Annotated in this window: 23 protein-coding genes; 12 read left to right on the top strand and 11 right to left on the bottom strand. The window is 56.0% G+C overall.

Annotated elements, in window-relative coordinates; translation table 11 throughout:
• Window positions 1–106: 106 nt before the first annotated feature.
• From DC3_RS11075 to DC3_RS11050, 6 genes are all read right to left on the bottom strand, one after another.
• Window positions 107–823 (bottom strand): hypothetical protein, encoded by a 717-nt coding sequence (locus DC3_RS11075; protein WP_146884425.1) that lies wholly within the window; start codon window positions 821–823, stop codon window positions 107–109.
• 159 nt (window positions 824–982) lie between these two features.
• A complete protein-coding gene (locus tag DC3_RS11070) occupies window positions 983–1,630 on the bottom strand; it encodes an anti-sigma factor (protein WP_146884438.1) in 648 nt (215 codons plus the stop codon).
• Window positions 1,627–2,160 carry an RNA polymerase sigma factor gene (locus tag DC3_RS11065; protein ID WP_186815971.1) on the bottom strand — a complete coding sequence of 178 codons (534 nt, stop codon included), beginning with the start codon at window positions 2,158–2,160 and terminating at the stop codon, window positions 1,627–1,629. Before DC3_RS11065 ends, DC3_RS11070 begins: the two co-directional genes overlap by 4 nt.
• A gap of 298 nt (window positions 2,161–2,458) precedes the next feature.
• The gene (locus DC3_RS11060; RefSeq protein ID WP_146884423.1) at window positions 2,459–3,271 is read right to left on the bottom strand and encodes a GNAT family N-acetyltransferase; all 813 of its coding nucleotides are present in this window, start codon (window positions 3,269–3,271) and stop codon (window positions 2,459–2,461) included.
• A 140-nt stretch (window positions 3,272–3,411) separates the two neighbouring features.
• On the bottom strand, window positions 3,412–3,873 hold the full coding sequence (locus DC3_RS11055; RefSeq protein WP_146884422.1) for a S24 family peptidase: 462 nt from the start codon (window positions 3,871–3,873) through the stop codon (window positions 3,412–3,414).
• 22 nt (window positions 3,874–3,895) lie between these two features.
• The gene (locus DC3_RS11050; RefSeq protein ID WP_146884421.1) at window positions 3,896–4,561 is read right to left on the bottom strand and encodes a helix-turn-helix transcriptional regulator; all 666 of its coding nucleotides are present in this window, start codon (window positions 4,559–4,561) and stop codon (window positions 3,896–3,898) included.
• A 177-nt stretch (window positions 4,562–4,738) separates the two neighbouring features.
• Here DC3_RS11050 and DC3_RS11045 point away from each other — a divergent pair, with 177 nt between their 5' ends.
• Window positions 4,739–5,128, top strand: coding sequence for a phage holin family protein (locus tag DC3_RS11045; RefSeq protein WP_146884420.1), 390 nt, complete (start codon window positions 4,739–4,741; stop codon window positions 5,126–5,128).
• Window positions 5,129–5,178: 50 nt separating this feature from the next.
• Here the strand turns inward: DC3_RS11045 and DC3_RS11040 are convergent, their stop codons facing one another.
• A complete protein-coding gene (locus DC3_RS11040; protein WP_146884419.1) occupies window positions 5,179–5,379 on the bottom strand; it encodes a hypothetical protein in 201 nt (66 codons plus the stop codon).
• Between the two features lie 475 nt (window positions 5,380–5,854).
• On the opposite strand from DC3_RS11040, the gene fusA reads away from it, so the two are divergent.
• Together fusA and DC3_RS11030 are read left to right on the top strand one after the other, a co-directional pair.
• Entirely contained in the window at window positions 5,855–7,873 is a 2,019-nt protein-coding gene (gene fusA / locus DC3_RS11035) for an elongation factor G (protein ID WP_146884418.1), read from the top strand.
• Window positions 7,874–8,059: 186 nt separating this feature from the next.
• Window positions 8,060–8,767: a hypothetical protein gene (locus tag DC3_RS11030; RefSeq protein WP_146884417.1), complete on the top strand. Its 708-nt coding sequence runs from the start codon at window positions 8,060–8,062 to the stop codon at window positions 8,765–8,767.
• A 208-nt stretch (window positions 8,768–8,975) separates the two neighbouring features.
• On the opposite strand, the gene DC3_RS11025 is transcribed toward DC3_RS11030, so the two are convergent.
• The 4 genes from DC3_RS11025 to DC3_RS11010 form a co-directional block, all read right to left on the bottom strand.
• Window positions 8,976–10,160 (bottom strand): branched-chain amino acid ABC transporter substrate-binding protein, encoded by a 1,185-nt coding sequence (locus DC3_RS11025; protein ID WP_146884416.1) that lies wholly within the window; start codon window positions 10,158–10,160, stop codon window positions 8,976–8,978.
• Between the two features lie 262 nt (window positions 10,161–10,422).
• The gene (gene clpB / locus DC3_RS11020) at window positions 10,423–12,978 is read right to left on the bottom strand and encodes an ATP-dependent chaperone ClpB (protein WP_146884415.1); all 2,556 of its coding nucleotides are present in this window, start codon (window positions 12,976–12,978) and stop codon (window positions 10,423–10,425) included.
• Between the two features lie 200 nt (window positions 12,979–13,178).
• Window positions 13,179–14,147: a DsbA family protein gene (locus tag DC3_RS11015; protein ID WP_146884414.1), complete on the bottom strand. Its 969-nt coding sequence runs from the start codon at window positions 14,145–14,147 to the stop codon at window positions 13,179–13,181.
• 167 nt (window positions 14,148–14,314) lie between these two features.
• On the bottom strand, window positions 14,315–15,256 hold the full coding sequence (locus tag DC3_RS11010; RefSeq protein WP_186815970.1) for a DsbA family protein: 942 nt from the start codon (window positions 15,254–15,256) through the stop codon (window positions 14,315–14,317).
• Between the two features lie 98 nt (window positions 15,257–15,354).
• Here DC3_RS11010 and DC3_RS11005 point away from each other — a divergent pair, with 98 nt between their 5' ends.
• From DC3_RS11005 to DC3_RS10965, 9 genes are all read left to right on the top strand, one after another.
• Window positions 15,355–16,668: an SWIM zinc finger family protein gene (locus tag DC3_RS11005; protein ID WP_186815969.1), complete on the top strand. Its 1,314-nt coding sequence runs from the start codon at window positions 15,355–15,357 to the stop codon at window positions 16,666–16,668.
• Window positions 16,665–18,128 carry a DUF5691 domain-containing protein gene (locus DC3_RS11000; protein WP_146884411.1) on the top strand — a complete coding sequence of 488 codons (1,464 nt, stop codon included), beginning with the start codon at window positions 16,665–16,667 and terminating at the stop codon, window positions 18,126–18,128. Before DC3_RS11005 ends, DC3_RS11000 begins: the two co-directional genes overlap by 4 nt.
• Window positions 18,129–18,189: 61 nt before the next feature.
• Window positions 18,190–19,269, top strand: coding sequence for an ATP-binding protein (locus tag DC3_RS10995; RefSeq protein WP_146884410.1), 1,080 nt, complete (start codon window positions 18,190–18,192; stop codon window positions 19,267–19,269).
• Complete coding sequence (locus DC3_RS10990; protein WP_146884409.1) at window positions 19,269–19,628, top strand: hypothetical protein; 360 nt, start codon at window positions 19,269–19,271, stop codon at window positions 19,626–19,628. The genes DC3_RS10995 and DC3_RS10990 overlap by 1 nt, the downstream gene beginning before the upstream one ends.
• 18 nt (window positions 19,629–19,646) lie before the next feature.
• Window positions 19,647–20,099, top strand: coding sequence for a hypothetical protein (locus DC3_RS10985; protein WP_146884408.1), 453 nt, complete (start codon window positions 19,647–19,649; stop codon window positions 20,097–20,099).
• Window positions 20,100–20,171: 72 nt separating this feature from the next.
• A complete protein-coding gene (locus DC3_RS10980) occupies window positions 20,172–20,837 on the top strand; it encodes a DUF6891 domain-containing protein (RefSeq protein ID WP_146884407.1) in 666 nt (221 codons plus the stop codon).
• A 3-nt stretch (window positions 20,838–20,840) separates the two neighbouring features.
• A complete protein-coding gene (locus DC3_RS10975) occupies window positions 20,841–23,048 on the top strand; it encodes a DUF5682 family protein (RefSeq protein WP_146884406.1) in 2,208 nt (735 codons plus the stop codon).
• 244 nt (window positions 23,049–23,292) lie between these two features.
• Window positions 23,293–23,973, top strand: coding sequence for a uracil-DNA glycosylase (locus DC3_RS10970; protein WP_146884405.1), 681 nt, complete (start codon window positions 23,293–23,295; stop codon window positions 23,971–23,973).
• Window positions 23,974–24,750, top strand: a complete 777-nt coding sequence (locus DC3_RS10965; RefSeq protein ID WP_146884404.1) for a DUF6348 family protein — start codon at window positions 23,974–23,976, stop codon at window positions 24,748–24,750.

Here is a 24,750-nt window from a genome sequence, read left to right as displayed (position 1 = left end):
CGGTAAAGATAGCAGACCTTCACTTATAAAACACTTAGAGCACTTATAGACCATAAAAAAGCGCCCCAGAATTCCTTCTGGAACGCTCTTCCTGCTTAAAGGGACTTTACTGGGCTGCTTCGTCCTGAATGACCCACCAGGCGTTCCCCACCCCATGCCCGGTGGTGTCTCCAGCTTTCTGGTCTTTGACCCAGTAATACACAGGTTTGCCTCCGATGGTCACCTGCAGAGCGCCGTCTTTGCGGGTGGTCACGCCCAGGCGGCTCTTGAAGGTGCCCATCAGCTGGGACCCGTGCGAGACCAGCAGGGGAGGCCAATTGACCGCACACTGGTCATAGCAATTGCTGGTGGTACCCTCGTCTTTGGTGAAGATGTACAGGGTCATGTTGCTGGGTCCAGCCAGCACGTTGCCCTGAGCCGTGTCTTTCTGCACGGTGATCAGGGGTTGCTGGTTGGCCACCCACCAGACGTTGCCCACGGCCTGTCCGGTGGTGTCTCCGGCTTTCTGGTCCTTGACCCAGTAGTAGAGGGGCCAGCCGTTGTAAGTGACCTGCAGAGCGCCGTCTTTGCGGGTGGTGGTGCCATATCCAGGTTCTTCAGGGAGTTCTTTTGCATCCTGCACCATCAGAGGGGGCCAGTTGACTGCACACTGGTCGTAACAGTTGCTGGTGTTTTCGGTGTCTCTGGTGAAAATGTACAGGGTCATGCCACTGGCATCGGTCAGGATGCGTCCGAGTTTCGCGTCATCGTGGTACTGCACGAGGCTGCTGGCACTGGCGAGGGCACTGGTCATCAGGGCAAAGCTCAAGAAGTGTTTCATCATGTTTTCTACCTCCAACCCTAGAGACACGCGAGAGGAGGATTTGGATTCAGAGACTGCAGGGGCGGAAGGCAGAAGGCCAAGCGCCAGGGGCCCAGAGCCGAGGGCACCAGGCCAGAGCACCCCGGATCTCTCTGTACTGAAAACTGTCCACTGTGAGCTTTACAGCAGGTCAATCCCACCAAGGGGATGGGTGGGTTTCTCGCTGCCCCCTGTGGGTTCCATGCTGAGTCCGACCCGTTCAAAGCCCACGTACTGCACTTCCAGGGGCTCTCCACGGGTGAGGCCCAGTGAAAAAGGGGTGCCTCCCACCCGTCCCCAGGCCTGATAGGTCCGGTCTGCTGGAGGTTTCGAGATGGGAACGAACAGCGCTTTCCCATCCTGCGCGAAGATCACTTTGGCGATGTTTTGCCCTTCTTTTGTCCTGATGGTCTCTGTTCGCACAGCCATTTCCACGTAATGGCGAACCAGGGTGGTGGACTGGTAGTGCTGCACGAACGCCACCGTTCCATATCCCAGAAGTCCCATCACCAGAATGGAAGCTGCCAGCATGGAGGGGCGGGTCCACAGGGGTCTGGAAGATGGAACCTGTCGGGAAGCACCAGAGATCTGTGCCTGAATCCCAGGCCACACGTCCGGTGCTTTCTGCTCTGGCAGTTTTTCCACCAGGACCTCCATCCCTTCTTGCAATTCCAGCACCTTCTTGCGGCACACCGGGCAATCCAGCAGGTGCTCTTCCATGGCCTGCCGTTCGGTTTCGGGGAGTTCACCGAGCACGTAGCTGATCAGGTGGTCACGTGGGTGGGTCATCCTTTCCCCTCCAGTGCTTTTTTCATGGCCGAGAGGGCACGCCGCAATCGGGTCTTGATGGTCCCGAGCGGAAGCCGGTAGCGGCTGGAGAGTTCATCGTGGGTGTACCCCTCGAAGAAGGCGTCGTGAATCAGGTGCTGGTCAAGCGCGTTCAGGTGGTTCATGGCGTGGTCTACCGTGACCCGGTCCTCGGGGTCAGAAAAAGGGGTGGAGGCAAGGTGGTCGTGCTCGGTCAGGTCCAGCCCTGCGTTCAGGGGCCGGGCCTTCTGGGCACGGATGCGGTTCAGGCACTCCCGACGGGCAATGGTGTAGATGAAGGCACGGGGAGCATGGATGTGCGGGCTGAATTCCCTGGCATGGTGGTACAGCTTCACAAAGGTGTCCTGCAGGACCTCTTCTGCGTCCTGGGGGCTTTTCAGCATCTCCAGGGCCAGGGTGTACACCCGACCCTTCAGCAGGTCATGGAGGTCCCTGAGGGCGTTTTCGTCCCCTCTGGACAGTTTGAGGATCAGCTGGGTTTCGGAGTCCATCAGGGGGTCCCACCACACATCGAAACAGAGAAGAGGTCTGAGGCCTGGGTGCGCATCAAACATAGAGACACGCGGGGAGGGGATTTGGATTCATTCAGTTTAAGGGGTGGATGGTGCATTGCCGAGAGCCAAAGGCAGAAGACAGAAGGCAGACATTTGGATTCACATCTGTAGGGGCGGGCCGTCGGCTCACCCCTTTGCAGGCATCTGGTACATCACAAGACGCATGCCTCACCCGCTATTGGGCAACATCCAGAACGTCTCGTTACAGAAGCCCGATCTGTCTCTCAGGCAGAAATCATGGTTCTAGAGCTTTGACCAGAAAAGGGGTCCTTTCGACCACTGTGGCTCCAGCATCCAGATAGGCCTGCAGCAAAGCTGGGCTCTCACCCCAGGAAGACATCTGAAAGCCCTGCAGGTTCTGGCTGACCTGGGAGACCAGGGCAAGGGCCAGTTCAGGGGTTCTGAAAGCAGGCACAAGACCTGGAGCGTCCAGCACATGGGTGCCCTCCCACATTTCCAGTCGGGTGATGCCAATGCATTCTTCCTGATGTTTGAGCAGGAAGATGTGTTCTGGAGAAACGCTTTCCAGGAGCAGTTCTACCGTTTCTGGTGTGGGGATCTGGTGCCCGTGCTGACCTGCATAGGCGGTTTCCAGCATTTTGAGGAGCAGGTCATCCTTCTGAACCTCTGCATAAGACTGGATTTCGAAGCCTTCTGGCAGCGCTTTCTGGGGAGGTGCAGGCCAGCTCAGCAAATGGTATGCCCCCGCTTCCTGAAAGCCCAGAGCAAGGGCTTTTTCTGCCAGCCATTTTTCTGAAGGCCGATAGGCTTCAAGAGCATGGCTTTCTTTTGTTTTTGCTTGCTCCTGAACCTGCGCCCAGAGCTTTTGTGCAAGTTTTTTTCCTCGATGTTCGGGCAACAAATACATCCAGAATTGAGAGACCCCCTCGTAGGGAGCACTGACCCAGATTGCACCTGCAGGTTGTCCTTCGACCTTCAACATCCAGCAGTCCTGAGGGCTGGATTTCAGCATTGAAAGCATGGGTTGATGCTCGGGTTCAGCCTGATCAAAAATCTGCTGTAAATCCTGGGTTCGAAAGTCTTGCATGGGCCCATGATAGCGAATCCCCCACCTGAGGGGAGGAGCAGGTGGGGTCCAGAGAAGAAAGCTCTTGATCTGTAAGAAAATTGTAAAAGATTGCTTCCCGTGCGGGTATAGGAAGTTTCCCTGATCTTCAACGCCTGTTCTTAGCGGATATAAATGACAGTTCCCGAGGGCAAAAGCTTGCCAATCACCCTGCCAATGGGCCTTGCTCCATCCAGCGGAATGAACGGGCGGTGCTCCGGGTTCAGGCTGATCAGGCAGGCCCCGAGGTCGTCATGCCAGCCCAGCATCTTGATGCAGGGTCCCACTCCGGGGATGTCCCACAGGTAAATGTGGTTCTGGCGGGCATTCAGGTCGCTGGTGTCGGCGACCAGCGTGTCTCCGTCCAGGATGGAGAACTCGGTGCCATTGTCCATGCTGTTCCCCTGCACAGTGAAGTAGACATAATGCGGTTTGTAATGCTCTTCCAGGACCTGTGCCCGGCCATGTTTTTCCAGAGGGCTGCCATCCACAGGCTCACTGGCGAGGGCAAAAGCATAGAGTGGCACAATGATTTTGCGGTGAACAGAATGGGCGGGCAGGCTGGTTTTGCTGAATCGGTGCACGGGGGTCTCCTGTCAATGGGGTTCAGGCGCGTTCAATGCTGCTGAGCAGGTAACGGCGGCCCACCACCTGGCTGTCTTCGGGGGGAATGAAGCGACCACTTCTGGACACAAAAATACCGATGCTGCCGTTTCGGGATGAGGTTTCCTGATAGTCACAAATCTGGGGAATGTCCTGGTACACGATCAAATAGGCATGGTCGGGTTCGGGGTGGTGGTCCGTGGTGTCGATGTAATGCAGTTTGCCCCCCGTCACCGGATGGTGTCCTTCAAAAAAGACACAGAGCCCAGGACAGGCATCTCTGGCCCACACCGGAGCTGGATACTCAGGGAAAGGTTTCATCTGGCTGAGGGGTTTGCTGGCTTCTTCAAGGGGATAGAGGGGAAAGGTGCGAACCGGAGCAGGGGAGAGCCTGCCTTCAGGGGTCTCGATGCCGAGGTCCAGGCGGGTGGCCTGTTGCAGGTCGTACAGGGTCCACCCCAGGGCTCTTGCCAGGGCAAGCAGGCGGCCCACAGAGAGGTCTCTGAGGTCGATGGTGCCATTTTCCAGGGCCGAAACCGTGCGCTGGGCCAGGCCATCCTGGGAACGCTGGGCCACTTCATCCTGTGACAGCCCAAGGGCACTGCGGCGCATGCGGAGTGCGTCGGCCCAGCGGGGGATGTCTCGGGGGGTGCGGGTTCTGGGGGGCATAGAGACCTCTTCAGTATCACAATGCTAGAAGGTTTGACGGAGGAACACCATCAGGGAAATGACGGATCTTGCTATTTAGCATTATAGTGCTAAACTGGGTTATGTAAATAGCGAAATCACCCCTGACAATCCATTCAAGACAGAACATCAGCTGCAAGATGCTGAGAAAGGAGCTTTATGCTGTCTGTGGAAAACATCTTTCTCTGGGTTCTTGGCCCTGCACATCCCACCCTCTCTGCCCTGTTCATCCTGATGGTCCTGGACCTGCTCACCCGTGTTCTGGTGCACTTCATCCGCCCGAAATCCAGGGCAGAAAAAGCCTCCAGAACCCTGCTGAAAAAACTGCTGCTCTGGATGCTCCTCACCGCTGCCCACCAGATCGATCAGGTGCTCGGGCAGGACCAGAGCCTCAGAAATGCCGTCACCTACATCCTGCTTGGAAATGAACTGTTTTCGATTGTGGAACAGATGGCCCGGGCAGGTGTGCCCATCCCAGAGCCTCTTCGCAGAACCATTCAGGCCCTGAGGGCAGGGGAAGGTGAAGCCAAAGAAAAAACCCGAGCCTGATTGCTCAAGACTCGGGATTTCTTACGTGCTGCCCTGCGAGAAGACGGAAGTTAGCATTGCAGGGTGGTTTGCTGTCTGGGGGAACGGCGCATGCGGTTGTCGAGGGATTGCAGGTGATCGAAAACAGCTTCAGGATCGAGGTGGGCCAGAGAGGCGATGGCTGCCTGACGTTGGGTTTCTTCGTCCGATTCAGAGCGTAATTCTTCGCGCTGATCCGCCAGGACTTCTAGTGTGATCGTTTCGATTTTCATACGGTCCTCCTTTGCAGGCTGCGGATCATTGGACAAGGTGCCCGGTGATGATGTGTGTGGAGGTGGGGCCTCACCCTCAGATCTGAGTTACCTCTATTCTAAGAAAAGTTCCTGACAGTTTTATTGCAGTTGTTAAAACAAATTTTAATTCTCTGGGAGCGGATATTTTTTTAAGCAAACCTTTAGTTTTCAGCTGATCCTCAGCTTTTATTGTGTGAGACAGCAAAAGAAAATGAAAAAGATGAGCCATCACAGGACAAACATCCCGGGAGCATTGAGGCAACCCTCAGCTGTAATCAAGCCGGGAGTTTTGCCCTGTAAGAAAGTTGTATGATGCTCGTACACAGTCAGTCACATTCTCGGCAGTCCAACACATAGCCCAGTTTTCGAGACGCCTGTCTGGCAAATTGCATACATTTACACGCAGCACCTGAGACAGCAGGCTGGAGGGCGGCTCATTTCCCGAGGAGGCGTTATGCGCTTTAATGTTTCGGTGGTGGGGCACAGCGGGGTAGGCAAAACCAGTCTTGTAGAGGCCATGCTCTACAGGGCCGGACAATTGAAACGTCTGGGATCGGTGATGCAGAAAAACACGGCCTCGGACCACACAACCCTCGAACAGGAGCACCAGATGAGCATTTTCACATCGGTGCTCCCTTTCAATTGGCATGAGAGTCAGGTCACCCTGCTCGACACGCCCGGGTTCTCCGACTTTGTGGGTGAGATCCGTGGAGCCCTGCGCAGTGCAGACAACACCCTGGTGGTGGTCAGTGCGGTGTCGGGCGTGGAGGTGGGCACCGAAAGGGTGTGGAAGACCGCCGACGAGTTCGGAATGCCGCGCATCATCGCCGTCAACAAAATGGACCGGGATCGCGCGGATTTTTTTGAAACCCTCAGCAGCCTGGAAACCTCCATCTCTGGCCCTGTGGTCGCCACACACCTCCCCATCGGCAGTGAAAAAGATTTCTCTGGCGTGATTGACCTGCTGTCCCGCAAAGCCTACATTGGAGGCCAGATTGTGGACATCCCATCTGGTTACGAAGACCAGGTGCAGGAATACCGGGCAAAACTTGTTGAACGCATTGTGGAAACCGATGAGGAACTGATCGAGCGCTACCTCGCAGATGAAGAAGTCACCTTGCAGGAACTGAACCGTGCCCTCCTCACCGCTTTCAAGACCGGTCAGATCGACCCGGTGATTCCTGTCTCTGCCACCACAATGGTGGGGGTGGATGCCCTGCTGGATCTGCTGGTCACCATCGAGCGGGAACCAGCAGAAAGACCTCCTTTTGTGGCCGTGGATGGACAGACCCGCCCTCCCACCCCCGATGCGCCTTTCAGTGCCAGGGTTTTCCGCTCGTCCACCGATCCCTTCCTGGGGAAAGTGGCCTACGTGCGGGTGTGGTCCGGTACCCTCAAACCCGGCCAGCCCATCTACAACTGCTCCCGTGGCACCACCGTCACCCCTGCCCACCTGTACTGCCTGAACGGCAAGGACCTGCAGGAAGTTCCAGAGTTGACCGCTGGCATGATTGGGGCCCTCACCAAGATCAGCGATGTGAAAACCGGAGAAACCCTCTGTGATCCGCATCACCACATCGACTATGGCCCCCTGCACCTGCCTGACCCCGTGGTCTCGGTGGCCCTGCACCCCAAAACCCGCCAGGATGAGGACAAACTGACCACCCAGATGGGCCGACTCCTCGACGATGATCCCACCCTCAAATTTGGCCGCAACCCCGAAACCGGCGAAATGGTGCTTTCAGGCCTGGGCGACATGCACCTGAACCTGGCCATCGAAGAACTTGCCCTGCTCGGGGTCAATGTCACCACCACCAAACCCAGAATTGCCTACCGCGAAACCATCAAGAGTGTTGCCAAATCGCAGGGCAAATACAAAAAGCAGACCGGAGGACACGGCCAGTACGGAGACTGCTGGCTGCGCCTGGAACCCAGCGCGGAAACCTTTGAATTTGCCTCTGAAATTGTGGGTGGGGTGGTGCCCAGCAAGTACATCCCCAGCATTCACAAAGGGGTGGAAGAAAGCCTCGCCAAAGGGGCACTGGCCGGATACCCCGTGCAGAACATCAAAGTGGTCGTTTATGACGGCTCCTACCACGAAGTGGACTCTTCGGACATCGCCTTCAAGATGGCCGCAGGACTGGCGTTCAGGGAAGCCATGAGCAAAGCCCAGCCCATCCTGATGGAACCCGTCCTGCAACTGAACGTGTACATCCCTGAAGCCAACATGGGCGATGTGCTCTCCGACCTGCAGGGCAAACGGGCACAGATTCTGGGCATGGACACCGACGGCAACCTGACCGTGGTCCGGGCCCTCGTTCCCGAATCCGAACTGCAGGAATACAGTGCCCAGTTGCGCTCCATCACAGGCGGTCGCGGTGCCTACTCGGTGAAATTCAACAATTACGCCGAAGTGCCCCAGCACCTGCAGGCCAGAATCATTCAGGCCAGGCAGTCAGAGCAGCACGCCTGAAAAACCTGCTCCCTTTGAGCCAGAGGAAATTTCCTCTGGCTTTTCCAGTCCATATGAGCACACTTCATGCTTTTTTTCTGTGCTGATGCAAAAAAAGAGCAGGCAGAGTTTTAATAATGTTAGGAAAACGGTTTAAGACCTGTGTTTTGTGCTGCCCCCTATCCTGAGGGGAACAAAGGAGGACGTATGCTGAAAAAAATGCTGGGTGTCGGTCTTCTGCTGCTGGGCGTGGCCCAGGCCAAATGCGACAGCCCCTATTTCCCGGTGCGAGAAGGCTGGGTCTGGACCTACCAGAACACCGGAACCCCCGCCACCACCTACCAGCAGACCTACCTTGAAGTGGGACCAGAAAGTTTCACCCAGCGCATGAAGTTCAGCGATGGCAACACCCTCACCTCCAACTGGACCTGCACCGAAAATGGCTACATGTCCCTCAATGACCAGCGCATGAGCGGCCCTGGCATGGAGCGCTTCAAGGTCAGCAACACCAATGTGAAAGGCAGCCGCTGGCCGCTGGGCACCTGGAATGTGGGCACAAAATGGTCCTACGAGTACAGCTTCATGGGCTCCACCGAAGGCATGGACATGACTTTCAACCTCAAAGGCGAAGAGGAAGTGGTGGGTCAGGAAACCGTCACCGTTCCCGCCGGAACCTTCACCGCCTGGAAGCTGAAATCCAGAATCACCACCTCTTTCACCAGCCCGATGCTGGAAGCCATGAAAGCCAGCCTGGAGGCCGCAGGCAACCAGACCCCCGAGGGCATGACCATCCCGGTGCTCGATTTCATGAAGCCTGTGGTGACCGAATCCACCAGCTGGGTGGTGGAAGGTGTGGGGACCGTCAAATCGGTGGCAGAGAAATATGAAACGGTATTGGTGGAGTTGAAGAAGTAGGGACGGGCCACAGGCTCGTCCCTGTAGGCAGAAATCCTGGATGACTTTCCCTCAGGAGCCAGCAGAAGCAAAAGGCCAGAACAGAAGCTCTGGCCTTTGCAGGTGTAGGATGCAAAAGCACAGGGGTGCTCTGCTGTCTTTTTCTCTGGGGATTTGATGGTCTGGGCGAGCCAGCGGCCCTGATTGAGGCCGAGCCAGCGGCACGCCCCTACTGCTCTGCGCCCACTTTGCGAATCATGGTGGGTTCCAGGTTGGTGCCCACTTTCATGATGAACAGGGTGGTGCCAGAGCGGTCCCCCTTCTTGTTGAAGCGCACATCTCCGGTGGCGAGGTCCTGGGCACTGAGGCCACGGATGCCGTCCATGATGGCATTGTTGCTGGGGACTTTTCCAAGGTCGGTGTCACGCATCACGGCGGCTCTGGCAATGCCCTTGATCATGACTTTGGCAGAGTCGTAAGCCAGGATGGCCCAGCCTGTCGCTTCTTTTTTGTAGGTCTTTTTGAAGTTCTTCAGGAAGTCGTCGGCATAGGCGTAACCTTCAATGGGCCCGACCACGGTGCTGAAGTAGGTGCCCACAGCAGCCTTTCCAGCCAGTCTGGTGTACGTGGGGGTGTCCAGACCTGCTCCGCCGACAAAGGGGGTGCTGATGTCTGCGTCTCTGAGGGCTTTCACTAGTTCTGCGCCCAGTTCTGCGTTGCCCCCATAGAAGATCACATCGGGTTTGTAGTTCCTGATCTTGATGAGGGTGGGAGCGAAGTAGGTTTTGTCGGGGATGCCGTCGTAACTGACCACTTCCACCTTGTCCTGGGTCAGGTTGCTGCGCACCGCAGTGGCAAGGTCCTCTCCAGTGCTGGTTTTGTCGTTCAGGATGTAGACTTTTTTGGCACTCAGGGATTTTTTCATGAAGTCCGCAACCACTGCGCCCTGGGTGGATTCCCGGGGAATCAGACGGTTGAAGTTCAGGAAGTTGCGCTCGGTGAGGCTGTTGGAGGTGGCGGTGGAGGAGATCACCGGGATTCTGTCCTTGGAAAGCTGCTCCACGAGTGCAGCGGTGATGTCCGAGTTGGAGGCGGTAACGACTCCGACCAGACGGTTGTCGGCACTGAGTTTTTTCAGCACCTTGCTCACGCTGTTCAGGTTGTCCTCGTCGTCCACGGTGATGGTGTCGAGGTGCCAGCCGAAGTTGACGCTGATGTAGTCTTTGGCTTCTTCGAGGGCCAGTTCGGTGGCCATGCGGATCTGTTCAGCAACAGGGTCGTTTTTGCTGTAAGGGCCAACGATGGCGATGTGCAGGGTTTTCCCACCGCTTCCGCCGTCGTCCATTTGTGAAGGTGCATCAGTGGCCTGTGCTGCTCCCAGCAGAAGCAGTGCGCCGATTGCTATTTTTTTCATGGTGTTTCTCCTACCTGCCTGAGGTATAGACGAGTGATTCTAACAAGAAACACATGAAATGCCAAGACTGGGGCTTTTTGTGAGGAACCATCTCATTCGATGCATAGAAAATCAATTGCATACAGAATTTGCCTGAAAAAGTACAAATTGTATCCAGTAAAATTTATCGCAAACCTGCTTTTCATCTGTAAAGCTGTTACCTTTTTGTAAAAAATAAACAAAACCCCGAGAGCCTGGCTCTCAGGGTTTTGAGTGATTTCCTCTAATTCACAAGTTGCGGGTTGAAGAGGAGACGACCGTCATGGAAATCGATCACCATCTGTGAGTTGTCTGGCACCTTGCCTGACAGGATCTCTCTGGCAAGCGGGGTCTCGATCTCGCGGGAGATGGCCCGTTTCAGGGGACGGGCACCAAACTGGGGATCATAACCAATGCGTGCCAGATGGTCTTTGGCAGCATCCGTGAGGGTGAGGGTCACGCGGCGCTCAGAGAGGCGGTTCCTCAGGCCAGAAAGCTGAATGTCCACGATGCGGCGCAGGTCTTCGGCAGCAAGGGCATCGAACACGATGATGTCGTCCACACGGTTCAGGAACTCGGGGCGGAAGGCCCGTTGCAGTTCACCGATCACCTGATGCTTGGTGGCTTCACTGATGCCCCCATGCTGGGCGGCGTCCAGAATCAGGTGCGAGCCGATGTTGCTGGTCATGATGATCACGGTGTTGCGGAAATCCACGGTGCGGCCCTGGCCATCGGTCAGGCGACCATCATCAAGCACCTGCAGCAGGGTGTTGAACACATCATGGTGGGCCTTCTCAACCTCGTCAAGCAGGATCACGCTGTAAGGTCTGCGGCGCACAGCCTCGGTCAACTGTCCGCCTTCCTCGTAACCGACATATCCAGGAGGGGCCCCGATCAGGCGAGACACGCTGTGCTTTTCCATGTACTCGGACATGTCGAGGCGCACCAGGGCATCTTCGGTGTCAAACAGGAAAGAGGCAAGGGCTTTGGCAAGCTCGGTCTTGCCGACCCCCGTTGGGCCCAGGAAGATGAAGCTCCCGAGGGGACGTTTGGGGTCATTCAGTCCTGCACGGGCACGGCGCACCGCATCTGCAACACTCTGGATCGCCTGATGCTGCCCGATCACGCGCTTGTGCAGCTCGTCTTCGAGGGTCAGCAGTTTTTCACGCTCACCCTGCATCAGTTTTTCGAGCGGAATCCCGGTCCAGCGGGAGACAATCGAGGCGATGTCCTCATCGGTGACCTGCTGGTGGGCGAACTCGGCGTTCTTGAGTTTCTTCTCCAGATCCAGCACTTCTTTTTCCAGCACGGGCAGCTTGCCGTATTTCAGCTCTGCGGCCCTGTTCAGGTCGTAGTTGCGCTCGGCCTGCTCAATTTCGGTGCGGATCTTGTCAAGCTGTTCACGTTTCTGCTTGATCTCTCCCAGTTCCTGACGCTCGGATTCCCAGCGGGTTTTCAGCTGTGCCAGATCCTCGGTGATGTCTTTCAGCAGGTGCTCCAGATCCAGGAGGCGGTTCTGGGATTCCTCGTCTTTTTCCTTCTTGAGGGCTTCCCGTTCGATTTCCAGCTGCAGTTTGCGGCGCTCTAAAGCGTCAATCTGCTCGGGGCTGGATTCAAGCGCCATGCGGAGTCTTGCCGCAGACTCATCGATCAGGTCGATGGCCTTGTCTGGAAGCTGGCGGTCCGAGATGTAGCGGTGAGACAGGGTTGCTGCGGCCACCAGTGCCGGGTCGGTGATTTCCACGTTGTGGTGAAGCTGGTAACGCTCCTTGATCCCACGCAGGATGGAGATGGTGTCCTCGACAGAGGGCTCTTCCACAAACACGGGCTGGAAACGGCGTTCCAGAGCAGCGTCTTTTTCGATCTCGCGGTACTCTTTGAGGGTGGTGGCCCCGATCAGGTGCAGTTCACCACGGGCCAGGGCGGGTTTCAGCATGTTGCCTGCATCCACGGCACCTTCGGCTTTGCCTGCGCCCACGATGGTGTGGATCTCGTCGATGAACAGGATCACTTCACCTGCACTGTCGATGACCTCCTGAATCACGCCTTTCAGGCGCTCTTCAAATTCACCCCGGTATTTTGCTCCGGCAAGCAGGCTGCCCATCTGCAGGGTCACAATGCGCTTGTTCTTCAGGCCCTCAGGGACATCCCCTTTGACGATGCGCTGGGCGAGGCCCTCTGCAATGGCGGTTTTCCCGACACCGGGTTCACCGATCAATACGGGGTTGTTTTTGGTGCGGCGAAGCAGGATCTGCATGCTGCGGCGAATTTCCTCATCGCGGCCAATCACAGGGTCCAGCTTGCCTTCTCTGGCACGCTCGGTCAGGTCCAGGCCGTATTTTTCCAGCGCGTCAAAGGTTTGCTCGGCGGTTTTGGTGCTCACGGTCTTGCCTCCTCGGGCTTTGTTCAAAGCCTGTCTCAGGTCTTTGTAGGAGGGCAGGGCGCGGCCTCTGTACTCGCTGGCCACAGCCACCAGGAAGGTGTCAGCGGCAATGAAACTGTCCTGCAGCTCCTTGGCGATCTCTTCTGCTTTGTTGAAAGCATTGGGGACGTTTGCTTCCAGATACATGCCTGCACCACTGCTCACCCTGGGCAGTTTGGAGAGGTCTCCGCGCAGGATGTTGAGGGCAGCGGTGGCATTGCCTCCGGCCAGCTCTACGACTTTGTGGTTGTTGGGGTCAGAAAGCAGCGCAATCAGCAGGTGGAGGGGAGCAATCTGCTGGTTCTGGTTCTGGGTCGCCAGCTGCTGGGCCTCCTGAAACGCCTGCAAAGCGCTTTCGGTGAAACGCTCGGGATTCATGGAACCTCCTGTTTCTCAGGGTAAAAAAACCGCTGCACGCTGGCAGTCAGATTTTCTACGGGGAACGACAGATTGAGACACGCTCAACTTCATTAACTCAATAATATAAGTTGAGTATAGTATTGTCAAGTTTATTGAGTTTTAATGTCTGAGACGCACAAAAAAGCCTGAGGTTCGCTCAGACTGAGAAGACAGAGGACTCATTTTGCCAGTTGAATCAAAGCACCCAGACGACTGAAATCATCCCAGTTGCCAAAGGGAACGCCATTGACATACACAGAGGGGGTGCCCCACACCTTGACCTGATCTCCGGCCTTGATGTGCTGGTCAATGCGGTCCTGGTGTTGTGCGGTTTCATAGCAGGTTTTGAATGCTGCTGCATCGAGTCCTGTGCGATTTGCCAGACCGATCAGGCTTTCTGTCAGGTCATTTCCGGTTTTGCGCAGCCATCCGGTGGTCTCAAAGAGGTATTCAGCATACTCCCAGAATTTGCCCTGATCCCGGGCGCACTCGGAAGCCAGGGCTGCAGGGTTGGCGTTCTTGTGGTAATCCAGGGGATAGTGGTAGTACTTGATGTTCACACCCTGGGCAGGAAGGGTGGTTTTCCACTTTTCCAGCACCTCTGAAGACAGCATCTTGCAGGCAGGGCACTGGAAGTCACTGAAGATCTGCACACTGACTTTTGCTGCAGGATCACCATAAACCACGGCATCCTCAGGGAAACTTTTGAGATCGCGGGAAATCAGGTTCATTTTCAGAACATAACTTTTGCTGTCCTTGCCTTGCAGGTTCAACTGGTACCCCAGAGAATCATCTGTGAAGCTGTAACCGTCTCTGGACCGGATGTTCTGAACATGGCTGTTCCACTCTTTGATCAGGTCACGTTCTTCTTCGAAATACAGGTCATCAAAGAGGTAATTCACGATGCTGCTCAGGTCCCTGAACTGCATTTCGCCATTGAAGACGAAACTTGCCCCGGTCACCAGACCTTTTTTTGAGGTCACATAAGCCTTGTAATACTTGTTTTTATAGACCCCAGTCTGGCCAGCAACAGGTTGCAACAGGAGATCGGCGGCGAACTGTTTCTCATTCTGCAGAAATTGCGCTTCACTGGTTCCGGCAAGCAGTGCACAGACCAGAGCCATTTTCAATGCCATCCATTTCTTCATTCGATTCCATCCTCCAGTGCAGGCAGAAATATTTGCTGCCCATTTGAATGATTCTAGCCGAACCTCCCACCAGGAATGTCCCTGTCATATGGCTTATTGCCTTGATTTGCTTCAGAAAACAAAAAGAAGTGGCCAAACTGCCCACTTCTGCAAAAAGACCTGGTTTTTTACTGGGACAGCTGAATCAGGGTCATCATTTCCTTCCAGTTGTTGTAATCCACCACTTTGAACCCACCCACATACACCGAGGGGGTTCCGGTGAGTCTGGCGGCTTGGCCTGTTTTGAGCCCTTCATTCACCCGATCCTTGAACTGGTGGGTGGCCAGGCAACGGTCAAACTTTTTGGTGTCCAGTTTGAGTTTGCCTGCCATTCTGGAGAAGTCTTTGAGGGCATCAGGAACAGGTTTTTTGGTCCAATTCCAGTCCTGAAATGCGGCATCTGTAAATTCCCAGAATTTGCCCTGTGCGTTGGCACACTCGGCGGCTTCTGCTGCAGGGAAGGCGTTCTGGTGGTAACTCAGGGGAAAGTGGTGGTGCTCGATCTTGATGCCCAGGCTGCCAGCCTGCTTTTTCCAGCTGGACAGCACGGTGGTGGCCAGCCTCTGGCAGTAGGGGCACTGGTAATCGCTGAGGATGCGAATGGCCACTTTTGCTTTAGGATCACCATAGGTGGGCACATTTTTCGGGAAGGTGGATTCCGGAAACTGGTGACGCTCCACAGAGAGCCCCAGCAGACCACTTTGCTGCACCACGCTGATGTTGTACTGGCTGTCCTGATCCAGCACGGACACCCCTCTGGAAAGCTCTTTCTGGTTCTGCTTGAGGAAATTCAGGACGGGTTCTTCAAAGCTTTCCCCATAGCCGGTCAGGTAAGCAATCAGCTGTGCAGCGGTTTGCAGGTTGGTGTTGTTGCTGGTGTATTCGGCTTTCAAAACCAGACCGGCTTTGCTGGTCAGTTTCAGGGTGTTGAAGCCTTTTTTGTAGCTGCCGTCTGCTGCCTTCTGATGCCCCTGAAAAAAGCTGGAATTCAGGATAAATTCCGGTGGATTCATGAGCTGGGCCTGGGCTGCCCCGAGGCTGGCAAGAGCGAGTGCAAGGATTCTTTTCATGTCTGTTTTATGATAGAGCCTGATCAGCAGCATGCGGGTGAGCATTCCATCTTGCCAACAGGGTGGATTTTGTATATAACATAACAAGAGAGGTTATTGTGCAATTGACAGAAGCTCAGGTGCTCAGCCTTGCTCCAGATGATGCCTCGCAGAAAGCCGGACGTGGCCTCAGCGGTCCCAAAAAATGGGTCACCCTCGGGGCAAACGAACAGGCCCTGTGGGGAGAATGCCAGGGCAGTGGCAGCAAGCCCTACCAGACCCGGGTGGATTTTAGCGATTTAACCACAAAGTGTTCCTGTCCCAGCCGCAAATTTCCCTGCAAGCACGCCATCGGACTGATGCTGATGTACGCCACATCTCCGGCGCTCCTGAAAGACACCACCGCTCCAGAATGGGTGACGGAATGGATCGAGGGGCGCAAGGAAAAGCAGGCCGCCAAAAAGGAAAAAGAAGAAAAGCCCGTCAACCAGGAACAGCAGGCCAAACGTCAACAGGCCCGTGAAAACAAAGTTGAAGGGGGCATCCAGGAACTCAGGATCTGGCTCTCCGACCTGATCCATACGGGCCTGGCCCAGGTGAATCCCCAGACCTTCAGGGACAGGGAGAACATGGAGCGCCGCCTGATTGATGCGCAGGCCCCGGGACTGGCCAGAATGGTCCGCCAACTGGATTTCAGTGCCCACGGGCAGGACTTCCCCGGAGGTGTCATGCGGCAACTTGGGGATCTTTTTTTGCTGCTGCAGGCATATGAGCGTCTGGACACCCTCCCTGAACTGTTCAGGCAGGACGTGAAAACGGCCATTGGCTTCACCCAGGACCAGAAAGCCTTGCTCGAGCAAGACGGCCTCAAAGACGACTGGCTGGTGATCGGACAGCGCATCGAACCTGACGAGCGCCTGTGGTCCCGCCAGACCTATTTTTATGGTCTGAACTCCCAGAAATACGCGCTGGTGCTGGATTACGCCCACGGGCAGCCCAGTTTCAATGCCGTTTACGCGGTTGGCAGTGTGCTTTATGCCGAGATGGTGTATTTCGTGAGCAGTTTTCCCCTCAGGGCACTGGTCAAACAATCCAGTGTGATGATGACCGATGCGGAGCCAGAAGCCTACCAGAACCTCAATGGGATGCTCGATGGTTACGCTGCTGCAGTGGGCCAGAACCCCTGGATGATCACCTTCCCGGCCCTCATTTCAGGCATCACCATCAGCAAACCTGAAAGTGGACCCCTGTTCAAAGATCAGGAAGGGCAGTTGCTCATCACCTCCACCTATGACCATGATTTCTGGACCCTGCTGTCGGTTTCTGGAGGCCACCCGATTTCGCTGTTCGGGGTGTACAACGGTGAAACATTCTCACCCCTCAGTGCCCTGGCAGAAGGCACCGTGATTCCCCTCAAAGGAGGCAACCCATGAGTGTGACCGCTGCCTGGGAAACCCTGAAAAAACAGGTGCTGCTCGGAACGGCCAGACAGTCCGATGCACCTGCGCTCCCTGAGGGACTGCCATTTGCAGAGGGCACCCCAGAAACACAGGCCCTGCATGCACTTGCTGCACTGGGAACTTACCTCAGGGTGGGCCGTGAAACACGCTCTGCCCCCACCCAGCACACAGAAGCAGCAGCTCCAGAGGTGCTGGCAGAATGCAGCCCTGCTGCCGCCTCCCTGCTGCAGATGGTGCAGGCCACCTCTGACCTGCTGTTCCCTGAAGCCCTGGATTTGCTGCAGAAAAGACGCTGGCGTGTGCCCCACGCTCTGCTGCCCCGACTGTTCGAAGCTGCCACCTTTGACACGGAGCTCAGGCCCCACCTTGAAAAAGTGATGGGGGAGCGGGGCAACTGGCTTTCCCACCAGAACCCCCGCTGGAAGTGGGCCGTGCAGGTGCAGGGCAGCACCAGAGTGTGGGAGGAGGGTCTGCCGCAGGAACGCCGCAAACACCTGGAAAACCTGCGCCAGACCGACCCTGCCCAGGCCAGAAGCCTGCTGGAAGAAAGCTGGAAACAGGAAAAAGCTGCAGACCGCGAGCACTTCCTGAAATCCCTTGAAATCGGGCTTTCTGCAGAAGATGAACCCTTCCTGGCCCAGGCCCTGCAGGACCGATCAAAAGGGGTCAGGGAGGCTGCCGCAGACCTCCTGGCCTGTCTTCCAGATTCGGCCTACCAGAAACGCATGCAGGACCGGGCCACCACGCTTCTGGTCAAAAAACCTGTGAAGCTCAGTGTGCTCAAGAAAATGCAGGGACACGCTGATTTTGTGCTGGATGTGCAACTTCCAGATGCCCTCCCTGAAGACTGGAAGCTGGACGGCATCCAGGAGAAAAGCCAGATCTATGGTCTTGGCGATAAGGGGTACTGGCTGGTGCAGGTGGTTCAGAAGGTGAACCCTGACTTCTGGACCCGGCACTTTGCCCTTTCTGCCAAAGACTTCTGGGAACTTGCTGCCCAGAACAAGGACTGGGGCAAGCACCTGCTTCCTGCCTTCACGGAAGCGGCAAAGATGAACCGCAATCTGGACTGGCTGGATGTGATCCAGGCCTACACCGGAACCCTGATGCTGGAGTTTTATCCTGCCACGCAGCATGAACGCCTGCTCAGAGACTGGATGTCAAAAGACCGCCTGCCCGATGTGGCAGTGCTCAGGAGCCACCGTCCCTGGACCGCGGACCTCTCACTGCAGGTGCTGCACGTTTACTCCAAACAGCTCAAAAACCTGAACACCAACAATTACAGCAGGCAGTACGAACTGGAGCGCTACCTGCACCAGATGGCCCTTTACCTGCACCCGGAAACCCTACAGCAAGCCGTGATGGCGCATCCCAGCTACGGACAGGTGGAACACCTGATTGACCTGCGCATCAGGATGCATCGGGAGATCTGAGCGATTTAACCGCCCCCTCAACGACCCAGAACAAAGCTGTACACGACAGGAGAATTCAACCATGAGTGACGTCTTACGCCAGCACGCCGAAAAACAATTTGCCCACGAACTCGCTGCCCTCAAAAACTTTGATGACCGTCCAAAACCCCCAAGCTGGCAACTCAGCCCCTCTGCAGTGATCACCTACCTGATGGGCGGGCAACTCCCAGACGGCACCGAGATCAGTGCAAAATACGTGGGCAGCCGTCGCCTGATGGAAATTGCGGTGTCCACCCTTGCCACCGACCGTGCCCTGTTGCTTTATGGTGTGCCTGGAACGGCAAAAAGCTGGGTGTCTGAGCACCTTGCTGCTGCGATTTCCGGTGATTCCACCCTCTTGATTCAGGGCACCGCTGGAACCAGCGAGGAAGCCATCCGCTACGGCTGGAATTACGCCCGACTCCTCTCCGAAGGTCCAAGCCGTGCCGCTCTGGTGGACAGTCCCATGATGCGGGCCATGCAGGACGGCAAACTGTGCCGAATTGAAGAACTGACCCGCATTCCCAGCGACGTGCAGGACACCCTGATCACCGTGCTCTCCGAAAAAACCCTCCCTGTTCCGGAACTCAACACCGAAATCCAGGCGGTCAAGGGCTTCAATGTGATCGCCACTGCCAACAACCGGGACAAAGGGGTCAATGAACTCTCCAGCGCACTGAAACGCCGCTTCAACACCGTGATCCTTCCTGTGCCAGACAGCTCAGAAGAGGAAATCCAGATTGTGCAGAAGCGTGTGACGGACCTGGGCCGTGCCCTGGAAATCCCCAGCGAACCCCCAGCCCTCGAAGAAATCCGCCGCATTGTCACCATCTTCCGCGAACTTCGCAATGGCGTCACCGAAGACGGCAAGACCAAGCTGAAAAGCCCCTCTGGAACCTTATCCACTGCAGAGGCCATCTCTGTGGTGAGCCAGGGCCTGAGTCTTGCTGCCCACTTTGGAGATGCGGTCCTGAGACCCCACGATGTGGCTGCAGGGCTGGTCGGGGCCATCGTCAAAGATCCTGTGCAGGACAGGGTGGTCTGGCATGAATACCTGGAAACCGTGGTGAAGGAACGCTCAGGATGGAAGGACGTTTACCGGGCCTGCAAGGAAGTCAGCTGATGTCTGCAGAACTCCAAGCAGCTTTGAGCACATTGCTCGACCGTTTAAATGCAGTGGCCGAAAACCACGGAGAGATCTTTGACACCGATGTTCGGGAGCAGATGTTCGATGCGGTGTACCTCAGCGTCCTCAAACCCCGACCCGGATACACCCTGCCAGAACGGTTTGGGATGTACGAACCAGAAGGCAATCGGGCTGTGCGGGAAGCACTGGAGGCTTATGCTCAGCAGGTGCTCCCCATCTTTGAGCAACTGCAATTCACCCCTCAACAGCGGCTGGAGGCTTTTCAGGATGCAGAAGCAACCACCCCGGATGGATTGACGCCCGATGAGTTTTTCGGGTATTTAGAGACCATCTGACCTGAAAGGACCCTTCCCATGATCCAACTCCTGGACTTCCTGAAAACCCGCGCCTTCGCTGGTGTTCCCCTTGGGGCCAGCCCAGAAGACCTCAAAGCTGCTCTGGGTGAACCCACCTACGAGTACACCGACACTTTCGCCCACACGCTGGAATATGGCCTGTTCGAGTTTGCCTTCACCCCAAAAGGCAAACAGCTTTACATGATCCACACCCAGGACTTCGAGGTTCCCACGCTGGGAAGCACACAGGAACTTGATCCCTGGGTGTTGAAACAGGGCGTGCATATCCTCGACACCATGCGTGCCGCCGAGGCCGAAAACCTGACCTACACCTACGATCCCGAAAACCTGACCCTCAAATTTGCCTCAGGTGTGGATCTGGTGTTCTACGGGGACACGCCGGCAACCTCAACCATCTACTCCATTGAGGCCAGGGACATGGGGCTTTATCAGGGGGAGATGGACGGGTAAAAGCTTTTGCCATGACGGGGGAGAGGGCGCAGCACGCTGCGCCCCTACAAGTACGGGGGAGCAGGGTAAAAGATGGAAGATTGGAAAGAAATTGAAGAGCAAATGCGTCTACGAATCTGGGGTGGTTTTGACACTGCAGAGACTTTTAAGCAATGGTTTCTTGTGGATTATGTGACAGATTGGAGAAATCCAGATAATCGTGCGCCCTTTGAGGCCCTGGTGGACCGTCTGTTTGGGGAATTTCGAGAGGAACAAAAAAGCTGGGAATTTCCTACGGATCATGACCTTCTACAGCAAGCTTTTGCTGAACTGGAACGCCAAGGCGTCATGGTGTTGCAGAACATGAAGGGCACTTCCTCTTCAGCACCATATGAAGCATTGGATGAGTTAAAAGAAAGGTCTATGGAATTTGAGGTCATTTACAGGCTCCAGCGATCTGGCATTATAGATGCATTTGACGAACTGGAAATAGAAGATAAATTTTATTATGGCTGGTTGGATTCAAAGCCCGTAAAAATCGAGGGTTATGTTTATTACACGGGTCATCATGTGGACAAGGTGATTGAGAATGGGAAGCTCTATCTGGGATATCAGGATTTTTACAACGATCTTAAGATCAAACAAGACATTGCTGAAGCCATTTTCAGAACCCTGAAGGATGCAGGATTGCAGGTGGCCTGGGAAGGCGAAGCCAGCCGTAAAATCGAAGTCCACATGAAGTGGCAGAAACGGGAGTAAATCGTGTCAAATGTGCATCTTTTTGGCATCCGTCACCACGGACCAGGGTCCGCCCGCAGCCTGAAAGCTGCCCTGGAACGACTGGAACCCGATGTGATCCTGATCGAAGGCCCCCCTGAGGCCGAACCTCTGCTGGGGTATCTGGAATCCGAAGAATTGAAGCCCCCGGTGGCCATGCTTTCTTATGTTCCAGAAGATCCGGGTCGCTGTGCCTTCTTTCCTTTTGCAGAGTTCAGCCCTGAGTGGATTGCCATGAAATACGGTGCCCAGCATGGTGTGCGGGTGCGTTTCATGGACATGCCGCAAGTGCACTGGCTTGCCCCCCGGGAAGCCGTTGTGGAAGAAATGATCGAGGCAAGCCCTTTCCAGAAGGACCCGATTTCCCATCTGGCAGAGGCTGCAGGTTATTCGGACAGTGAACGCTGGTGGGAGCACCATGTGGAGCTTAGAGGCAATGAAGAGGGGATCTTTGAGGCGGTGCTGGGTGCGATGGGTGCCCTCAGGGAGCTTCTGGTGACTCCCGAAGATGCCCCCAGACCGGCCACCGCCTTCGAGGAACAGCGTGAAGCTTTCATGCGGGAAACCATCCGCAAAGCCCAGAAGGACGGTTTTGAGAAGATTGCCGTGATTTGCGGAGCATGGCACGCCCCTGCACTGCTGGATCTGGGCAACGCAAAAGCAGACAAAGCCCTCCTGAAAGACCTCCCGAAGACCAAAGTCGCCATGACCTGGGTGCCCTGGACCCACGGGCGTCTGGCCTTCAGCAGCGGATATGGGGCCGGGGTGGAATCTCCAGGCTGGTATTCGCATCTGTGGCGAAATCCCGAGAATCCCACCGTCTCCTGGATGGTGCGGGTGGCACAGCTTCTGAGAAGCAAAGACCTGGACGCTTCCAGTGCCTCGGTGATTGAGGCGGTGCGTCTGGCCGACACCCTGACCGCCCTGACCCAGCGCAAGGTCCCTGGCCTTCCTGAACTGATGGACGCTGTGCGTGCCGTGCTGTGCTTCGGGGATGATTCGATGGTGCAGGTGATTCATCAGGAACTGATCCTGGGTGAGGAGCTTGGAACGGTGCCTGCAGAGGTGCCCAGTGCTCCTCTTTCCCGTGACCTGCAGGCCCTGCAGAAACGCCTCCGGTTGCAGCCCTCTGCTGGAGCAAAGGACATCGATCTGGACCTTCGCAAAGAGACCGATCTGGAGCGCTCCCAGGTGCTGCACCGACTTCGCCTGCTCGGGGTGAACTGGGGGGAGTTCCGTCCGGTGTCCACCAAGGGCACCTTCAAGGAAGGCTGGACCCTGCAATGGATGCCTGAATATGAAATCCGCCTGATTGAGGCTGGACGTTACGGGCAAACCGTCGCAACCGCTTCAGAGCACCGTGTTCTGGAGCTGATCCAGCATGCCACGGCCCTGCCAGAAGTCACCCACGTTTTGCAGGACACCTTGCTGGCCAACCTGTCCGAGGCCACCCACAGAAGCATTGAGAAGCTCAGTGATCTGGCCGCAAGCAGCACGGATGTGACCCACCTGATGCAGGCCATTCCCAGTCTCGGGCAGGTGGCCCGTTACGGCAACGTGCGCCAGACCGACACCCAGCTTCTGCTGCACGTGCTTGATGGCCTGATCGCCCGGGTGTGCGTGGGCCTGTCCAATGCTGTGGCCTCTCTGGACGATGAAGCCGCCACACAGATGATGGAACTGATCCAGAGCACCCACGCTGCCCTGCGCAACCTGCAAAACGAAGAATACCTGAAGGAGTGGCAGCGTGCCCTGAGAAAAATCTCCACCCAGAGCGGCGTGCATGGTCTGGTGACTGGACGGGTGGTGCGCCTGCTGAACGACACCCATGAACTCACCCCCGAAGAAGTCTCGAAATCTTTCCGTCTGGGCCTCAGCAACCCTGAACCCGAACAGGCCGCCAACTGGGCCGAGGGGTTCCTGAAAGGCAGTGGCCTGATCCTGATCCACGACCACAACCTCTGGAATCTGCTCGACCAGTGGGTCAGTGAACTTTCCGATGAGGGCTTCCAGCGCATCCTCCCCCTCATGCGACGCACCTTCTCCACCTTTGTCCCAGCAGAACGCCAGAAACTCGGAGAGCAGGCCAGACAGGGCCAGAGCCTCATTGCCTCTGGTGACCATGAAGGGGTCAATGTTCAGAGAGGGGAAAAAGTGCTTCCCTTGCTGCACATGATTCTGGGGAGCGCATGATGGGTGAGAGCAGAAGGCAGAAAGCAGAAGGCTCTTCTTTAAAGCTGATGCCAGAGCTTCATGAAGGCCGTAAAAACGATGAAGTCGTTTTCCTGTGCCATGCCTTCTGTCTTGACCCCCAAGACGTGCTTGCAGTACGGCCTGCTTCGCACTGGGTCGCTGCCTTCGACCTTCTGCCTTCTGCTTAACACACTCGGCCTACAACCTTTCCAGCAATAAAGATCCAACAATTAAGGAGTAACCCATGAACCTACGTGAATTAATCCCCGCTGACTGGCAAGACGTTTTGAAAGATGTCCTGGATTCCCCAAAATTTGCTGCTCTGGAAGCCTTTCTGGAAGAGCAGTACGCCAACAACAAGGTTTACCCTCCCAGAGAGGACCTGTTTTCGGCCCTCAGACTGACCCCTTATGCGAACGTGCGGGTGCTGATTCTGGGCCAGGACCCTTATCACGGTGCAGGTCAGGCGCATGGTCTGAGTTTCAGTGTGAAAAAGGGCGTGACCCCTCCGCCTTCATTGAAGAACATTTACAAGGAATTGAAAGAGGATGTGGGTTTCAAGGCTCCGAAACATGGGGAACTCATCCACTGGGCAGAGCAGGGTGTCCTGATGCTGAATGCTGTGCTCACCGTGCGGGAAGCAGAACCCAACTCCCATGCCAACCAGGGCTGGGAGGAATTTACGGATGCGATCATTCAGGCGGTGAATCGAAAGACCGAAAGGGTGGTTTTTATCCTCTGGGGCAGTTACGCTAGGAAGAAGAAGAAACTGATCTCTGGCCCGCAGCATGTGGTGCTGGAGTCAGGCCACCCGAGTCCGTTAAGTGTGAAGCATTTTCTTGGCAGTCGTCCTTTCAGTCGCACCAATCAGGCACTTGAGGAGGCAAATTTGCCCCCGATCGACTGGCAACTCCCGGAGGGGTGAATGTCCGAAAAATGGATTGCAGAGAGCCTGCGTCAGATGTTCCCGGCCATGCAGGTGAGGGTGCGGGAGTCTGACGTCACGTTCTCGCTTCCAGGCATGAAGGGTTCCGTGCGGGAGTTTGCCCGCCAGGAGCACCCGACCATGGTGCAGGTGGGTCTGGAGTTCCGGGTCTTTCTGGAACGCTATCCCCAGTCCGGTCCCCTTTCTGAACGCATCACCGAGTTCGGGCAGGACGCGCAGGAGGCCATCCATGAGGGCTGCCGCAACTGGCGCAACGCCATGTATGAGGTGCTCTGGCAGTGCGTTGAAAACATGGAGCCCGAGTACCAGGTGTTCAGCCTGAATGCGGAGTTTGGTCTCCTTCGCACCTGGAAGGTTTATGTGGGGACCCCTCAGGTGCGTGCCCCGAAGCCTGAGACCCGTGCTGCAGTGCTGAGTCACTTTCACTCCCAGCCATGGGTGGAACTGGTCAATCAGCGGGCCATTCCCACCGATTTCACCGAGTTCGGGGTGTACGACTGGCGTCTGGTGATGCACTCCATGGAGGGGAATGAACCTTTTGTGGAGTGCCTGCTTAATGGGGAACCCTGGGAACTGGGGGTGGAGGCCGTTCAGGAGCACACCCTGAAACCCAGAGGGCCTTTCAAACTCTTCAAGGTGCATTTCATTTTTGTGCCCGATGAGCAAAAAGTCCTGCAGGCCGGAGAGATGCGCCATTTCATTGCCCAGATGCAGACCAGGCGCAGGCAGTGGTGGCAGTTCTGGAAAAAGGACTGA

It is taken from the genome of Deinococcus cellulosilyticus NBRC 106333 = KACC 11606 (assembly GCF_007990775.1).
Lineage (GTDB): Bacteria > Deinococcota > Deinococci > Deinococcales > Deinococcaceae > Deinococcus_C > Deinococcus_C cellulosilyticus.
This window is presented reverse-complemented; position numbering and strand designations above follow the sequence as displayed.

Coding starts and splice junctions, on each gene's coding strand:
- DC3_RS10980 (WP_146884407.1), top strand. CDS start 20,172: ATGGAAGATTGGAAAGAAATTGAAGAGCAAATGCGTCTACGAATCTGG.
- DC3_RS10995 (WP_146884410.1), top strand. CDS start 18,190: ATGAGTGACGTCTTACGCCAGCACGCCGAAAAACAATTTGCCCACGAA.
- DC3_RS11060 (WP_146884423.1), bottom strand. CDS start 3,271: ATGCAAGACTTTCGAACCCAGGATTTACAGCAGATTTTTGATCAGGCT.
- DC3_RS11000 (WP_146884411.1), top strand. CDS start 16,665: ATGAGTGTGACCGCTGCCTGGGAAACCCTGAAAAAACAGGTGCTGCTC.
- DC3_RS10965 (WP_146884404.1), top strand. CDS start 23,974: ATGTCCGAAAAATGGATTGCAGAGAGCCTGCGTCAGATGTTCCCGGCC.
- DC3_RS11025 (WP_146884416.1), bottom strand. CDS start 10,160: ATGAAAAAAATAGCAATCGGCGCACTGCTTCTGCTGGGAGCAGCACAG.
- clpB (WP_146884415.1), bottom strand. CDS start 12,978: ATGAATCCCGAGCGTTTCACCGAAAGCGCTTTGCAGGCGTTTCAGGAG.
- fusA (WP_146884418.1), top strand. CDS start 5,855: ATGCGCTTTAATGTTTCGGTGGTGGGGCACAGCGGGGTAGGCAAAACC.
- DC3_RS11075 (WP_146884425.1), bottom strand. CDS start 823: ATGATGAAACACTTCTTGAGCTTTGCCCTGATGACCAGTGCCCTCGCC.
- DC3_RS11040 (WP_146884419.1), bottom strand. CDS start 5,379: ATGAAAATCGAAACGATCACACTAGAAGTCCTGGCGGATCAGCGCGAA.
- DC3_RS10990 (WP_146884409.1), top strand. CDS start 19,269: ATGTCTGCAGAACTCCAAGCAGCTTTGAGCACATTGCTCGACCGTTTA.
- DC3_RS10985 (WP_146884408.1), top strand. CDS start 19,647: ATGATCCAACTCCTGGACTTCCTGAAAACCCGCGCCTTCGCTGGTGTT.
- DC3_RS11015 (WP_146884414.1), bottom strand. CDS start 14,147: ATGAAGAAATGGATGGCATTGAAAATGGCTCTGGTCTGTGCACTGCTT.
- DC3_RS10970 (WP_146884405.1), top strand. CDS start 23,293: ATGAACCTACGTGAATTAATCCCCGCTGACTGGCAAGACGTTTTGAAA.
- DC3_RS11065 (WP_186815971.1), bottom strand. CDS start 2,160: ATGGACTCCGAAACCCAGCTGATCCTCAAACTGTCCAGAGGGGACGAA.
- DC3_RS11050 (WP_146884421.1), bottom strand. CDS start 4,561: ATGCCCCCCAGAACCCGCACCCCCCGAGACATCCCCCGCTGGGCCGAC.
- DC3_RS11045 (WP_146884420.1), top strand. CDS start 4,739: ATGCTGTCTGTGGAAAACATCTTTCTCTGGGTTCTTGGCCCTGCACAT.
- DC3_RS11010 (WP_186815970.1), bottom strand. CDS start 15,256: ATGAAAAGAATCCTTGCACTCGCTCTTGCCAGCCTCGGGGCAGCCCAG.
- DC3_RS11030 (WP_146884417.1), top strand. CDS start 8,060: ATGCTGAAAAAAATGCTGGGTGTCGGTCTTCTGCTGCTGGGCGTGGCC.
- DC3_RS11070 (WP_146884438.1), bottom strand. CDS start 1,630: ATGACCCACCCACGTGACCACCTGATCAGCTACGTGCTCGGTGAACTC.